The sequence below is a fragment of the Rufibacter immobilis genome (assembly GCF_003721565.1).
Classification (GTDB): Bacteria; Bacteroidota; Bacteroidia; order Cytophagales; family Hymenobacteraceae; genus Nibribacter; species Nibribacter immobilis.
Genome location: NZ_RJJE01000001.1, coordinates 86,916 through 101,488 on the forward strand (window position 1 = coordinate 86,916; position 14,573 = coordinate 101,488).

The following is a 14,573-nucleotide window of genomic DNA, read 5'->3' on the forward strand; positions in this document are numbered from 1 at the left end:
GTTAGGCGGGCACACCTCCGTTAGGTAATGGTTTGCCCGCAAAGCAATCTTTTCCTCTAATCTTATTTAGCTGGTTTTGCAGAAGTGGGCAGGTAATACAATACCACCCGGGCATTGGGCTGCAGGTATTTTTTGGCTGCCGCCTGAATGTCTTCGCGGGTGATGCTTCTGATCTGCTCCAGCTCTTGGTTCACGTTGTTCGTGTTCTTGTTGTGGAAGGTGTAGCCGCTGGCCAGGTTCTCGGCCACGCCCAACATAGTGGAGTTGGCGGTCACGTACTGGTTCTCAAACTGGTTCTGGATTTTCTTATAATCCTCCTCAGAAATGAGGTTGTTCTGCAGGTTGGCCACCTCCGCGTCAATATCAGTGAGCAAGGTGTTCAGAGGGGTGTTATTATTGGGCAGCGCCAACGTGATGTAAGCGCCGTAGTCTTCCAGCGCGAAGTTAAAGGCCGCCACTTGCAGCGCATTCTTCTTCTCATCCACCATTTTCTTGTACAGCTTGGAGCTGGCCCCACCTGAAAGGATGGAAGAGATCATCTGCATGGTTTTAGAGTCTTTGGTGCTCATGCCCGGCACGCGGTACGCCGCCATAATGGCCGGAATCTGGATATTGGCATCATAGGCCGTGTCTACAATGGCCTTGGTGATGGGTGCTTCCTCCACCTTTTGGTAGACCACCGGCTCGCCTTTGGGCACTTCACTGAAGTAAGCGGCCACCAGTTCTTTGGTCTGGGCTACGTCTATGTCGCCGGCAATGGAGAGCACAGCGTTGTTAGGCACGTAATACTTCTTAAAGAACGCCTGAAACTCGCTCAGCTTGGCCGCATCCAGGTCTTCCATGGAGCCAATGGGCTGCCAGCGGTACGGGTGCTTGGTGAACAGACGCTTGAAGATCTCATTGGCGAACTGGCCGTATGGCTGGTTGTCAATGCGCAGGCGTTTCTCCTCCTTCACCACTTCGTTCTGGGTTTTCACGCCTACCTCATTGATCACGGGATGCAGCATGCGCTCACTTTCCAGCCACAAGCCCAGTTTGAGCTGGTTGCTGGGGAACACCTCATAGTAGAACGTGCGGTCATGCGAGGTATTGGCGTTGTTCTGGCCGCCGTTGCTGGAAACCAGCTTCATGAATTCGCCGCGCTTGATGTTCTGTGAGCCTTCAAAGAGTAGGTGCTCAAAAAAATGGGCAAAGCCCGAGCGGCCCACCTGTTCGTTTTTAGAGCCTACGTGGTACATCACAGACACCGCCACCACCGGGGCAGATTTGTCCTGGTGCAGGATCACGTGTAAGCCGTTGGGTAAATCATACTCCGTGAATTCTACTTTTTGCGCCTGCGCTGCCGTAGAAGAGAGCATGGCCGCTGCCGCCGCAACGAATAGATGCTTTTTAAATAACATACTGTTGGGGTTGAATAAATAAAGGGTTGTGCACTGGTAAATGGTGAAGCAGCAGGTAACGCCGTAACCGGAGACTCTTTCCGGTTTATCGCCAAGGGTAATCCTTTTGCTAACGCTCATTAGTAGCAGCGGGCGGGTATTTCTTACAGCACAGGGGCAGAGATTTTTTATTTTCGCAACGCGGAAGACAGGTTGGGGTTTTAAGCATGTTTTTCTGGAAACAGGCCGAAAACTGCGGCAAGCTTACATACAAAGGCCCTCTTAAGACTGCCTTCCCCCCTGCTCCTTCTCCCTAATGAGCCGGAAAAAGTTGTCCCGGTACGTTTCGCCCAGCGGAATTTCCTTGTCCTGGATGTAGAGGGTGTGCCCGTCTACCATGCGCACTTTGTCAATGGCGATGATGTAGGATTTATGAACCCGGTAAAACGGTGGTTGCGGCAGCTGCTCCTCCAAATCCCGAAGCGTTTGGTACGTGACCACCCGCTGCTGCGGCAGGTACAAAGACACGTAGTTTTTGAGACCTTCAATGAACAGGATATCTGAGTAGTTGACGCGCAGGAACTTGTTTTTGCTCTCGCCTTTCACAAACATGTAGTCTGGGGCGGGCGCAGCGGGAACCAGCGGATCGGGAAAACCTCCAATGGGAGCCGCCTTAGCAGGCTGCAATTGCGCCTGCGCTTTCTGCGCCGCCTTCAGGAAGCGGTCAAACGCAATGGGCTTGAGCAGGTAATCCACCACATCATGCTCGTACCCTTCCAAGGCGTATTCTGGGTAGGCGGTGGTGAGAATGACTTTGCACCTGTTGCCCGCCAGTTTCAGGAACTGCAAACCGGTTAGCTCGGGCATCTGGATGTCCAGGAACACCAGGTCGCAACGGCCTTCGCTCACCCAGCCCAGCGCCTCAATAGGGCTGGTAGTGCTGCCCGCAAACTGTAGGAACGGCACCTTCTCAATATAGGCTTTGAGCAAGGTAGACGCGTACGCCTCGTCATCCACACAAATACACCTGATCATTCTTCTTGTAAGTTGGGAAGTAGGAAATTAAAGATAATACCCAAAATGCAGAAAGCTCCAACAACTTTCTAATGGGCAGCACTATTGCGTTTAGGACCTGTTTTTGGAAAAACAGCCCCTAAACGTAAGTGCAGCGTGACCAGGTACACATCACCGTTGTTTTTGACGGTGAGCGTATGGGCATTGGGGTACAGCAGCTCCAACCGCCGTTTTATGTTCTGTAACCCGATGCCGGTGGTCTGGTCTTTCTGGTGGTGGTGGATGTGGTTCTCTACCTCAAAAATCAAGTCTTGTCCCGTCATCTCCAGTTTTAGGCGGATGGGGTTGGCGGCATCATCGGCTATGCCGTGTTTAAAGGCGTTCTCCACAAACGGGATGAGCAACAGAGAAGCAATACGCTGTCCCTCCACGGAGCCCTCCACCTGAAAATCCACGAAGAAACAATCCTGGAACCGCAGCCGGAAAATCTGGATGTAGCTGTGCAGGTAGTCTACTTCTTTCTGCAGCTCCACCTGGCCATCGGGGCTGTCATGGAGCATGTAGCGCATCAGGTCAGAGAGCTTGAGAATGGCCTCGGCCAGTTTCTCAGAAACGGGGTACGCCTGCGCATACAGGTAATTGAGCGTGTTGTAGAGGAAGTGCGGGTTCACCTGAGATTTAAGGAAGGCTAACTCGGCCTGGGTCTTCTCCTGGCGCAGCAGTTTGTTTTCCTTCTCTTTCTTAAAGGCATCCTGCACGCTGTAGACCACCAGGCTCAGCACCACCATGGGCGTGGCGTAGTACAGGTTGTCTGTTAAGTAATGCAGAAAAGGGGTGCTTTTGCTGTAATTCTGGAACCCCAGCACCAGCGGGTACAGATTCTCTTCCAGCAGGTACCGGCAGAGGATGAAAAGTAGCTGCGCACTCCCCAACCCCACCACCAGGGCCAACAGGCGTTCGCGGTTCAGGAACCGGGGGTACACCAAACGGTAGCAGTAGTAGAACTCCAACGCCATGCACAGCGTGAACGAGGATTGGAGCCACATGAGGGACCGCGGGTACTTTGGCTGTTCTATATAGATACCTATCAAGCTGTACGTCAGGTACAGGACCCAGGCCGCCACATGGTAGAGCACAATCTTTTGGTTCTTCATGTCCCAAAGCTAGAAAGAGCGGCAAGGGTTTCCGCCTTTTTTATCCCAATCCCTCTTTTCCTGATGTGAACCTGCGTTTAGAGGCTCTTTTTCTAAAAACGGCTCCTAAACGCAGTTTGGGATAAAATCTGGAGACGTTGGGATCATTTTTTTCCCGCTCAGAGCAACCCCCTGCACCTTTGGGCATTCCTTCACCCAACCTAACCCGGCATGCGCTTTTTTATTTATCTCAGATGTTTGAGTGGCCTACTGGTTTGCGTGGCCTTTCTTTTCAGTCCTTTTGCTGGCCAAGCGCAAATCCTCTACGCCCAACCCACAGACTCTAGCTTGGTGACTACTCGGTTCACCAAAACCCAGGTGCAGGAAGACTTAGAGTTTCTGCTCCACACCCTACAGCAGGCGCACCCCAACCTATACCATTCTGTGAGCCGGGAGCAGCTGACCCGGTACAAAGACAGTGTGGCGGCCGCGTTACCTGCCCATTTGAACAGTTTCCAAGCCATTTTTGCGCTAAGTGCGGTTGTGGCGCAGTTGAACGAAGGACATCTAGGCTTTGTCACCCACCAGGAGCAGTGGAAACATTTTTATCGCGAGGCGCAGGTTTTCCCTTTTACCATTGCGGAGGTCATGCATGATGCTCTTATCATTCAGAAAGACTTGTCTCAGCCGCAACACCTGGCTCCTTTTGACACTATCTGGGCCATCAATGGGATTCCGGTGAGGCATTTGATCCAGAAATACAAAAACCTGAACGGTGGGCTGGACTGCTGGCGCACCAGACACGTCAAAAACAATCTCCACTTCCTGCTGTTCGCAGATTCCATCAGGTCTCCGTTCCGGGTACGGGCCAGCCACCGAGGGCGGTTCACCCATTTCACCGTAGAAGGCAATCCTTACCCAAAGCCCTCACCTTCTGGCTCCACCGTTAGCAGCCCGGCCTATTATACCTATCAGGTTCTGCCAGACAGCGTGGCGTACCTCAACTTCCGGCGCATGTGGGGATATCACAGCCGGTTTATCTCCTTTCTGGACAGCGCCTTCACAGACATGCACGTGCGGGGTGTTCAGAAGCTGGTTATTGATTTGCGCTACAACGGCGGCGGCGACCCGCGCCTGGGCCAGATTCTGCTCTCCTACCTTACCCGGAAGCCTTACCGCTTTCACGCCTTCACCAAATTCAAGCTGAGCAAGCCCTCTAAGGAGTTTCAGTATGACTTGGTCAACAGCACCATTCCTAAACCGGTGCGGGTGTTGCTGAAAAGCCTTCCTAACGGGTTGGTGAAAACCACCCGCTACAAAGCCAAATCGCACCGTACCAGGCAACCCTTCTACACAGGCCAATTCTGCTTTCTTATTGGGCAGGGCACTTTCTCGGCGGCCAACAATTTAGCGGGGAGTATCAAAGAATACGGACTGGGCACGCTCATCGGCGAAGCCACCTGTGAACCGCTCAATGATTACGGCGAGATGATGTCTTTCATGCTACCCCATACTCGCCTGGTGGCCTCTACTCCCTCTGAGTATTTTACCCACCCCACTGGAGACCGCCACAACCGTGACGGCGTTCAGCCAGACGTGGTGGTAAAACCAACTCAGCGAGACAGGGCACAGGGCCGTGATGCCGTGCTGGAGTTTGCCCAACGCTGGTTTCCATGATCTATCCGCAGCCGCTTCCCGCCAAATTCCTTATGTAACAGGCACCCAGTAGTACTTGAGAATCCTCGGGATCATTTTTTTCCAGCCCTAAGCAACCACCCGCACCTTTGAGCATCTATTTATCAAACCCCATTCCTATGCGCTGTCACCTCTACTCCACCCGCCTTCTCTCTCTTCTTTTCACCTTCTGCCTTTTCTCTGGAGTAGCCCTGGCTCAGTCCGGCGCTCCGGTAAAGGGCACTGTGCTAGACCAAACCCGCCAGCCGTTGGGCTTTGCCACCATTATGCTGGTGCACCTCCCAGATTCGGCCATCGCCCACTCCCAGATGGCCGATGAGGCGGGAACCTATCTGTTTGAGAAAGTGGCCGCTGGCCGATATGTGGTAAAAGCCAGCCGCATTGACTTCAACACCGCCCTGAGCCAACCGTTTGAGGTGAACGGCCAGCCGGTGCAGGTGCCCGCGATCCTGGCGACTCCCAAGACCACCGCGCTCAAAGAAGTGGTGGTGCAGGGCCAGCGCCCCCTGCTGGAGCAGCAAGCCGATAGGCTCATCCTGAACGTGGAGAAGCTGAACACCGCCGGTGAGAACGCGCTGGAGGTCCTCAAAAACGCCCCCGGCATACGCATAGACAAAGACGATAACATTCTCTTTAGAGGAAGCGGGGGCGTGAACGTGATGCTCAACGGCAAAATGACCTACATGAACGGCGCGGAACTGAGTGCCTACCTTAACGGTGAGCAAGGTAGAACTCATGGCCAATCCTCCGGCTTCGTATGACGCGGCGGGCACGGCGGGCATCATCAACATTCAGCTCAAGCGGGAACTTACCAAAGGCATGAACGGGACGCTGAGCGCGGGCACCGGCTACGGGAAATATGAGAAAGCCTGGGCTGGCCTCAACCTCAACTACAACCTGGGCAAGGTGAGTTTCTACACCCGCCTGAACACGGGCCACTACAACTCCTACAACCGCCTCACCATGGAGCGGGAGATCAGAGACAGCCTGTACCGCTCCGTGAACTTCTGGCACCCCATCACTAAAAGCGTGAACGTGGTGGCCGGGGCCGATTATTTCATCTCAAAGCAACACACGGTGGGTTTCATGGTCAAAGGCTACACCTCGCCGCAAGACGTGCTCACCACCAGCAACTCGGTGAACTATGATGTGCCTGGCAACCCCATTGGCAACGTACAGATGCACAACCCGCGCGATGTAACATCCCACAACTACAGCCTCAACGTCAACTACAAATTTGACATAGACACCACCGGCCGCTCGCTCACCTTTGACTCTGACTTTGTGCGCTACCGCAATGCCGCCGATGAGCTTTTCACAAACCAGTTTTTTGGCCAAACCGTGGTGAGCGAAAATGCATTGGAAGAGTTGCAGAGTTTCTCAGATGCCGATGTGCGTATCTTCGCCCTTAAACTGGACTACGTGCATCCCTTGGCCAATAATTGGAAAGCGGAAACGGGTTGGAAGAGCAGCTGGGTCCGCAATGACGCCGACATCAGGTTTGAGCGTCGGGAGGAAGACCGCTGGCTCAATGATGTGCGCCGCACCAACCACTTCCTGTACGACGAGAACATCAACGCCGGGTATGTGAGCCTGAGTAAGAAAGTAAGCAAAGCCCTGAGCCTGAAAGCTGGGCTGCGAGCCGAACAGACCATTTCCGAAGGCAATTCCCTAACCCTCAAAAATGTAGCTAACCGCAATTACTGGCGGTTTTTCCCCAGCGTGTTTGTGGGCTACACCCCTTCAGAGGACCATCAGTTCTCCACCTCGTACAGCCGCCGCATCAGTAGGCCCAACTACCGGAGCCTGAACCCGTTCACGTTTTACTCAGATCCGTACACGGGCCTTCTGGGCAATCCGTTTCTGCAGCCGTCGTTCTCCAACTCTTTCATGGTCAGTTATTCGTTCAAGAGCTTTCAGGTGCTGAGCATCAGCTATCTGCAGGAGAAGGATTTTGTCATGGAGGTGGTTACCCAGAACGATGACACTAAGGAGAGCATCAGTACGCCCAAGAACCTGAGCCGCGCGCGTTCCCTTAGTTTCAGTAGCGGCGGCACCTTGCCCGTACGCAAGTGGTGGAACGCCAACCTGCAGGTACAGGGCAGCCTGAACAAAGTGACCACTCCCGTGCAGGGCGAGCAATATAACCAGGAGCAGTTCTCCTGGGACCTCAGCACCGACCATAACTTCATCCTGCCTAAGAACTTCAGCGTGCAGTACTCGGCGTACTACAGCTCGCCCTCGGTGTCTGGGCTTTTCCGGAACAAGGCGTCTTACCTCATGAGCATTGGCGGCAAGAAAACCTTTCTGGACGGCCGCGCCACCGTGAGCCTGAAACTGAACGACATCTTTGACACCGCCCGTTTCAGGGCTCACCTGAGGTACGCTAACGTGAACATGTACTGGCAGAACGAGTGGGAAAGCCGCCGCCTCAACCTCACGCTGGACTACAAGTTTGGCAACAGCAAAATCAAAACCGCCCGCAGCCGCAGAACCGGCACCTCTGACGAGGAAAACCGGGTGAGCAAGTAAGGCCTGCATTGTTCAGTTGCGTTTAGGGGCTCTTTTTGGAAAAAGAGCCCCTAAACGCAACTAACCTTTAAAAGCACTGCCCAGGTGCCGCATGGCAAGCCCTTAAAGAACCAGATCTGCAAACCCTCATTCTTCCCTCCTAAGACAAAAATCACCGCAACTCCCGCCATTTGTCCTATCTTTCCCGGGAAGAGACACGTACTTTTGTAGAAACAGATGAACGGTACTGATGTTAGGTAAAGGATCTAAATTATATAGCATTTTCAAACTCAAATGCCCCCGCTGCCACGAAGGCGACCTCTTTGAGAACAACAGCCTCCTGAGCTGGAGTCGGTTCTCGCAGATGAAGGAGCATTGCCCGATTTGCCAGCAGGTGTATGAGCCCGAGCCAGGGTATTACTACGGCGCCATGTATGTGAGCTACGGGCTTACCACCGGCCCTACGCTCATTATGGTGCTGCTCATGCTACTGGTTTTCAACGAAGTAACCATGCTCATGTTTGTAGGGGCGCTCACCCTTACCCTAGTACTTTTTCTGCCGGCTATCTTCAAGCTTTCTAGGGCCATCTGGATCAATATTTTCATCAGTTATGATCCTAACGCCGCCGCCCGTCCGCACGCCCGGGGGCACTAGAAGATTTCTGTTTCTGAGCCGTTTTTCCCAAATTAGGCCCAAACCAGCGGGCTCCCCGCTGTCTCTTGGCCTATGCCCGAAAAACTACCGGTTTACCGTATCCCAGATTTTACCGCCGCCCGGGGCATGGCCCAGGGTTTCCATGTGGTAGATTTGCAGACGCACCAGCAGAAACACGCGTTCATAGAGGCGCCGCACAAACACGATTTCTTCCTGCTCCTGCACGTCTGGCAAGGCTCCGGCACCCATACCATAGATTTCACCGCCTATGAGGTGAAGCCCCACAGCCTGTTCTTCCTCACGCCGGGGCAGGTACATGCCTGGAACTTATCGCCAGACACCCAAGGCACGCTGCTGTTCTTTTCCCCCGCGTTTTTCTCCAACGGGCAAGAAAGTGAGGCGCTGAGGCAGTTCCCGTTTTTCAGGTCCTGGCAACATGCGCCGGTTCTGTACGCAGATGCCCAGACACTGGCTCCGGCGGCCCAAACATTCCAAAGTATACAAAACGAATACAAAGCGGCGCTCCCGCTGCAAGCCGATGCGCTGCGGGCGTACCTGCACCTGCTGCTCATTCAGATAAGCCGCTTGTACCCCAGCCAGCAACACCGCAGCGGCACCAGCACCTGGCCCCACCAGTTGTACCAGCTGGAAAAACTGGTGGAGCAGCATTACCGCCAGCACCAGCCCATTGCGTTCTACGCCAACGCCCTGCACCTGAGCCCCAAGTACCTGAACGAGCTCTGCAAAGAGAACTTGGGCAAAACTACCACAGACCTGCTGCAGGAACGGCTTATTCTGGAAGCCAAGCGTCTGCTCACCCACTCGCCGCACCTGAACATTGCCCAGGTGGCGCTGGCGCTTGGGTTTGAGGACAACTCCTATTTCAGCCGGTTCTTCAAGAAACACACGGGGGCCACGCCAGAGCAGTTCCGGCAGAAAGGATAAATACGGTTTCTGCTCCTTAGCGCCTACTTTTCAACAACCTAATGGCAACGGTGGGGGTTTAAAGAATCTGTGTCCTAACGTCAGATTCAGTTATTGCCCATGCTACGTTTCTTTCTTCTGCTCTCCTGCTTTTTGCTGGTGCTCTGCGCGGCCAGCCCCACCTCGGCCCAAAACCTTACCGGGCCCAAGGGCGAAGTCTTTACCTTGCGGGTGGTGAAAGACAAACTCAGCGACCCCTGGGAAGTAACCTATGGCCCCGATCAGCATCTGTGGGTCACCGAAGCTAAAGGATACCGGGTAAGCAGGCTTAATCCGGCCACCGGGGCCCAGACCGTGCTGCTGGACCTGAATTCGGCCCGCAACTTCCCCAGATATGACAAAATTCCAGACCAAAAAGATGGCGGCAAACCCTGGCCCCAGGGCGGGCTGATGGGAATGGCCCTGCACCCGCAGCTTCTCACGGGTAAACCCTACGTGTACCTGGCCTATGCATATGAGTTTGCAGGGGCAGACCAGACCGGCAGCGGCTGTGACCCCAACTTTGGCGGTTGTCATTTCACCATGCGCGTGGTGCGGTATGAATATCAGCCGAAGGCGCAACGGTTGGTGAACCCTTTGGTGCTCTGTGACAGCATTCCCGGCAGCAACGACCATAACTCGGGGCGCCTGCTCATTGCGCCCGCCAATGGCCAGCCGTTTCTGTTTTATACCGTGGGTGACATGGGCGCGGGGCAGTTCAAGAACGTGGGCAGACCTAACCACGCGCAGCAAATTAGCAGCTATGAAGGCAAAGTGCTTCGGTTCAATCTGGAGCCAGACCAAGATCAAGGGGAATATGACCGCTGGATTCCCAATGACAATCCGTTTACCAAACCCCAGAAACAGAACGCCGTCTGGAGCTACGGCCACCGCAACGCTCAAGGGCTGGCGTACGCGCTAATTGGCGGCACCGGAAGAATCTACGCCAGTGAGCACGGTCCTTTTTCTGACGATGAGCTGAATCTTATTGAGAAGGGCAAAAACTACGGTCACCCGCTTATTATTGGGTACGCCGACAACAACTACAACGGACTGGCCGCCGGGGTAAGTACCCACTCTAACTTACCCGGCGAGTGGCATACCACCTACCCCACCATCAAAAGCGAAAAAGAGAACGCCACCGCCCTGGGGAAAGACACTTACCGCGACCCTCTCCTGAGTCTCTACCCCAACTCCCAGGCCTTCATCCGGAACATAATGACGCAATCCCGAAACGATGAGAAAGCGTCGCCAGAATGGCCTTCTGATGCGCCCAGCAGCATTGACGTTTATACCGCTTCGGCTATTCCGGGGTGGCAGAACTCGTTGCTTATTCCCACGCTCAAATCTGGGAAGCTCATCAGGGTACCGCTGAATGCATCGGGCACCGCCCCCTCCGGCGATACTCTCTCCTACTTCCACAAATCCCAGATCCGGTACCGGGACCTGGCTATCTCACCAGACGGAAAGAAACTGTACCTAGCCGTAGACAGTTCTTCGGTAACCTCCGGCCCCTCGGGCGAAGATCCCAAAGGCAGCCAGTACAAGGGAGCCATTCTGGAATTTACCTACGTAAAGGGAGGCAGTGCCACTCAAAAAGCCACCGGGGCCACCAAACGCAGCCCTGCCCCCACCAAGGCTGCCGCTACCAGAAAGGAAGAATAGAAACTTTGCGTTTAGGGGCTGTTTTTGGAAAAACGGCCCCTAAACGCAAAGTTGGATAGAAGGGAAAGTTTACTTTGCTCTGAATTTCTGTTTCCCCGTAAGCAACTGGAAGAACAGCACAAAGTCTGAGGCCAGACTATAGAACGGGTACTGGAAGGTAGCCGGTTTGTTTTTCTCAAAGAAGAAATGCCCCACCCACGCAAACCCGTAGCCAATGACCGGCAGCAGCCACAGCCAAGAGTAACGGCCCAGGAACAACGTCACCACCAAAAGGATCAGCAGCAGCCCTGTGCCTGTAAAATGCAGCACCCGACTGGTGGTGTTCTGGTGCTCTTGCAGGTAGAACGGGTAGAACTCTTTGAAGGAGGTGATGCGGGGAGAAGGAGTTGGTTGAGGCATCATTTGATACATCCAGATAAAAGAAACAATAAATTTCTATGAATACAGAAGTATTTATTCAATCAGCTCTATTAGATAGATCAGTTATTGGGAAGGTTAATCTTTGAGCCACCAGGTGCAAGCAACATTGCTACGATATCATTTGGATCGAAAATATGGTCTGTTACTTCACCCGTTTTTGGATTGATGCATATAGTGCTACTTATAAGATTCGGAGGAAAATCAAATTCAATCTTTTCTTCCTCTTTCAATCTGATATTCGATGATAAATCTTTCATATTAACTCCACAAATACTATCATCTTTAGGCATGGAAAACAACAGAGGTGGGCACATTGGCACTACAACCTTGTTTCCACCTCTGTAAAGACCATGTTTTAGATCTTCAGAATGCAATGGAATAATAAACTCATAAACGTTGTTTAAATATCTTAGATAGAATATATGGGTGACACACTTCTCATTATCATCTAACTTCCTAAAAATAAAGCAACTTGGTTTCTTATCACTGTATTCTAGTGGTAATTGGTAATGTACCACTTTAAACAACTCAGATAGTACCTCATCATATCTATTTTCAAATAGAAGCCTGACACTTTCCTGATAATACTTCATGTATTCCTTTGGAATAACAGCTAATGCTATTTTCAGAAATGCCTTATATACTTTGATCGGTGTATATGGATTCTTTAAGAATCGTATCTCTGCCCTACCTAACTCATCATTAATCTCAAATACTTTTTTTTCAAAATTACTTTGCTCAATCTTAACACAATCACTTAATCCATCAAACTCCCCATATTTAGCAACAAGAGCCCCATCATTAGATGTAAATTTAGGAATATTCTCTTTAGCCTTTACTCCAGAAATAGTTCTTATTAAACCTAAGAAGTTTGTCAAATCATTCTCATAGGAAGAAAAGAGGGAATTACAGATATCACATTCATCATCAGAAACTAAATGTTTATTCCCAAGTAGTTGAGGAATTGTATGAGCAATCTTGTTGAATTTTGTTTGTGTGTTATTTCGCCCACAGAATCTACAAACCCTTTCTCTTTTAGGAGTAAGCCCTTTCATTTTATTATCTGGACAACCTGATATAAACTCAATTGTATAGTGCTTTGTGAATCTAATTAATTCATTAACCCAACTTTTGAATGTGTATACAGTAAGATTATCCATAACATTTAATTTATCGAATTAGCATCACATACTAAAGATAACTTAAATTCCTTTCTTCTTGGCCTTCTTCCGCTCTGCAAAATACGCGGCTACTTCATCTCTGCTTTTGGCGTTGAACGTCATCTCCGCCGTTAAGCCGCCTTTGCGTCCTACCAGTACGCCGTAGCGCATGTCTTCATAGCCGCGCATGCTGTGGGCGTCTGGGTTGATGCTGAGCATCACGTTCTGGCTGAGGGCGTACTCTACCCAGCGCCAATCCAGGTCCAGGCGCCAGGGGTTCGCGTTGATTTCAATGATTACCTGGTTCTGGGCGCAGGCGTCTATCACGGCTTTATGGTCAATAGGATAGCCTTCGCGGCGCAGGAGCAGGCGGCCGGTGGGGTGTCCCAGCATGGTGGTGTAGGGGTTGTGGATGGCGGTCACCAGTCTATCTGTAGCCTTCACGATGTCCATTTTGAGATTGCTGTGGATGGAAGCCACAATAAAGTCAAAGGACGCGAGCACATCATTGTCATAGTCCAGAGACCCATCGGCGAGGATATCAGACTCAATGCCTTTGAAGATTCTGAACGGGCCCAATTGCTGGTTGAGCCGCTCAATTTCCTGGTGCTGCGTCTGTACCCTGAACTCCTGCAACCCGTTGGCATAGAACGCCGATTTGGAGTGGTCGCAGATGCCCAGGTATTCGTAACCTAGTTGCTGGCAGTGCACCGCCATCTGCTCCAGCGTATGCGCGCCGTCTGAGTAGGTACTGTGGTTGTGCAGAATGCCTTTCAGGTCACTGTCCTGAAGCAGGGTGGGCAGTTTGTTTTCCTTGGCCAGTTCCAGCACGCGTACGCTTTCGCGCAGCTCTGGGGCGATGAACGGCAGTTTCAGCCGCTGGAAAATCTCCTCTTCAGAAGCAGCCGGTTCGCCGTAGGCCTCGGCCATAAGCGTATCTCCGTTCTCGTTCAGGGGCTGGATGAGCCAGTGCGGATTAGCGGAGTACAGCAAGGTCTGGTTCGCGAAGCGGCGCTCCGGCACCTGCCGCACCTCCAGCTTCAGCCCTGCCCCTACTAACTGCCCGCGCCACACGAACGGTCCAGAAAGATGCTCCACAGATGTAATGCCGGGAATTTCATTCAGGAACTCAGGCCAGGAGCGGTCGTCTTGCAGGCTCACCAGAAACTGCAGGGTATCTACAATCTCCAAGTTGCGCCGCATGTCGCCCACCAGTTCCACGGAAGCCGTTTCGGGCCTGTTTTTCAGGAATTGAAGCAAATCCAGCGCCAGCGGCTCGGCCTCGGCCCAGAGCAGTTTGCCTTTGCTGTCCTCTGAGTATTGCAGTGCCTGCAGAATGGTTTCCTGCGTTTTCGCCCCGAAGCCTTTGAGTTTGGAGAGCTCGTTCCGCTCGCAGGCCTCGCGCAGGCCCTCCGTGGTTTCCACGCCCAGTTCCTTCCAGATGGTCCTGATTTTCTTGGGGCCGATGCCCTTGATGTTGAGCATCTGCACCACACCCTCGGGGGTGGTTTCCAGCAGCCGGTTCAGGTCGGCGTGGCTGCCCGTCTGGATGGCTTCCATGATCTTGGCGGCCATGCCCTTGCCAATGCCGTCCAGCTTCTCCAGTTGGGCCTGGCTCATCTGGTGAATGGGCTGTTCCAGGCGTTCCAGCACCATAACGGCGTTGGTGTATGATTTTATCTTGAACGGGTTCTCGTCGTGCAGCTCCATCAAAGAAGCCGTGAGCCGGAACATACGAATGAGTTCTTTGTTCTCCACGGGTATGCTTGCTAATGGGATTTAGACAAAGATAAGGAACATACTGCGTATGTTAGTCCTGAGTTCCGAGTCTTGGGTGTAAGCTGGGAGACTGACTGGTTTTGCCTCAATTCCGGAAAAAGAGCCGCTAAACGCACTTCCCAGCGCCCGTATGGCGGCAGGTAGGAACTCTTTTGTATCTTGTGACAACTTTGCGTTTAAAATAGATTCTAAAAGACCT

At 52.5% G+C, this 14,573-nt stretch carries 12 protein-coding genes; 6 read left to right on the forward strand and 6 right to left on the reverse strand.

The window, feature by feature from the left end:
* Positions 1-62 precede the first annotated feature (62 nt).
* From EFA69_RS00355 to EFA69_RS00365, 3 genes are all read right to left on the reverse strand, one after another.
* Positions 63-1,400 (reverse strand): M16 family metallopeptidase, encoded by a 1,338-nt coding sequence (locus EFA69_RS00355; protein WP_183906637.1) that lies wholly within the window; start codon positions 1,398-1,400, stop codon positions 63-65.
* Between the two features lie 261 nt (positions 1,401-1,661).
* Entirely contained in the window at positions 1,662-2,414 is a 753-nt protein-coding gene (locus tag EFA69_RS00360) for a LytR/AlgR family response regulator transcription factor (protein WP_123131111.1), read from the reverse strand.
* Between the two features lie 68 nt (positions 2,415-2,482).
* A complete protein-coding gene (locus EFA69_RS00365; RefSeq protein ID WP_123131112.1) occupies positions 2,483-3,547 on the reverse strand; it encodes a sensor histidine kinase in 1,065 nt (354 codons plus the stop codon).
* A 258-nt stretch (positions 3,548-3,805) separates the two neighbouring features.
* Between EFA69_RS00365 and EFA69_RS00370 the strand changes: the two genes are divergently transcribed.
* From EFA69_RS00370 to EFA69_RS00395, 6 genes are all read left to right on the forward strand, one after another.
* Positions 3,806-5,203, forward strand: coding sequence for a S41 family peptidase (locus EFA69_RS00370; RefSeq protein WP_221175642.1), 1,398 nt, complete (start codon positions 3,806-3,808; stop codon positions 5,201-5,203).
* A 137-nt stretch (positions 5,204-5,340) separates the two neighbouring features.
* Positions 5,341-5,982 (forward strand): carboxypeptidase-like regulatory domain-containing protein, encoded by a 642-nt coding sequence (locus EFA69_RS00375; RefSeq protein WP_123131114.1) that lies wholly within the window; start codon positions 5,341-5,343, stop codon positions 5,980-5,982.
* On the forward strand, positions 5,924-7,753 hold the full coding sequence (locus EFA69_RS00380; protein ID WP_148041213.1) for an outer membrane beta-barrel family protein: 1,830 nt from the start codon (positions 5,924-5,926) through the stop codon (positions 7,751-7,753). The genes EFA69_RS00375 and EFA69_RS00380 overlap by 59 nt, the downstream gene beginning before the upstream one ends.
* Before the next feature lie 229 nt (positions 7,754-7,982).
* Positions 7,983-8,387 (forward strand): DUF983 domain-containing protein, encoded by a 405-nt coding sequence (locus EFA69_RS00385; RefSeq protein WP_123131116.1) that lies wholly within the window; start codon positions 7,983-7,985, stop codon positions 8,385-8,387.
* 72 nt (positions 8,388-8,459) lie between these two features.
* On the forward strand, positions 8,460-9,332 hold the full coding sequence (locus tag EFA69_RS00390) for a helix-turn-helix domain-containing protein (protein ID WP_123131117.1): 873 nt from the start codon (positions 8,460-8,462) through the stop codon (positions 9,330-9,332).
* Between the two features lie 99 nt (positions 9,333-9,431).
* Positions 9,432-11,015: a PQQ-dependent sugar dehydrogenase gene (locus EFA69_RS00395; RefSeq protein ID WP_123131118.1), complete on the forward strand. Its 1,584-nt coding sequence runs from the start codon at positions 9,432-9,434 to the stop codon at positions 11,013-11,015.
* A gap of 69 nt (positions 11,016-11,084) precedes the next feature.
* Here EFA69_RS00395 and EFA69_RS00400 read toward each other — a convergent pair whose 3' ends face one another.
* From EFA69_RS00400 to EFA69_RS00410, 3 genes are all read right to left on the reverse strand, one after another.
* Positions 11,085-11,417: a DUF962 domain-containing protein gene (locus tag EFA69_RS00400; protein WP_123131119.1), complete on the reverse strand. Its 333-nt coding sequence runs from the start codon at positions 11,415-11,417 to the stop codon at positions 11,085-11,087.
* A gap of 77 nt (positions 11,418-11,494) precedes the next feature.
* Positions 11,495-12,595, reverse strand: a complete 1,101-nt coding sequence (locus EFA69_RS00405) for an HNH endonuclease (RefSeq protein ID WP_148041214.1) — start codon at positions 12,593-12,595, stop codon at positions 11,495-11,497.
* Positions 12,596-12,637: 42 nt separating this feature from the next.
* Positions 12,638-14,353 (reverse strand): helix-hairpin-helix domain-containing protein, encoded by a 1,716-nt coding sequence (locus tag EFA69_RS00410; protein WP_123131121.1) that lies wholly within the window; start codon positions 14,351-14,353, stop codon positions 12,638-12,640.
* Positions 14,354-14,573: the final 220 nt, after the last annotated feature.

Bases quoted from the DNA above. Each gene is read 5' to 3' on its own strand.
- EFA69_RS00355 (WP_183906637.1), bottom strand. From the start codon at position 1,400: ATGTTATTTAAAAAGCATCTATTCGTTGCGGCGGCAGCGGCCATGCTC.
- EFA69_RS00360 (WP_123131111.1), bottom strand. From the start codon at position 2,414: ATGATCAGGTGTATTTGTGTGGATGACGAGGCGTACGCGTCTACCTTG.
- EFA69_RS00365 (WP_123131112.1), bottom strand. From the start codon at position 3,547: ATGAAGAACCAAAAGATTGTGCTCTACCATGTGGCGGCCTGGGTCCTG.
- EFA69_RS00375 (WP_123131114.1), top strand. From the start codon at position 5,341: ATGCGCTGTCACCTCTACTCCACCCGCCTTCTCTCTCTTCTTTTCACC.
- EFA69_RS00385 (WP_123131116.1), top strand. From the start codon at position 7,983: ATGTTAGGTAAAGGATCTAAATTATATAGCATTTTCAAACTCAAATGC.
- EFA69_RS00390 (WP_123131117.1), top strand. From the start codon at position 8,460: ATGCCCGAAAAACTACCGGTTTACCGTATCCCAGATTTTACCGCCGCC.
- EFA69_RS00395 (WP_123131118.1), top strand. From the start codon at position 9,432: ATGCTACGTTTCTTTCTTCTGCTCTCCTGCTTTTTGCTGGTGCTCTGC.
- EFA69_RS00400 (WP_123131119.1), bottom strand. From the start codon at position 11,417: ATGATGCCTCAACCAACTCCTTCTCCCCGCATCACCTCCTTCAAAGAG.
- EFA69_RS00405 (WP_148041214.1), bottom strand. From the start codon at position 12,595: ATGGATAATCTTACTGTATACACATTCAAAAGTTGGGTTAATGAATTA.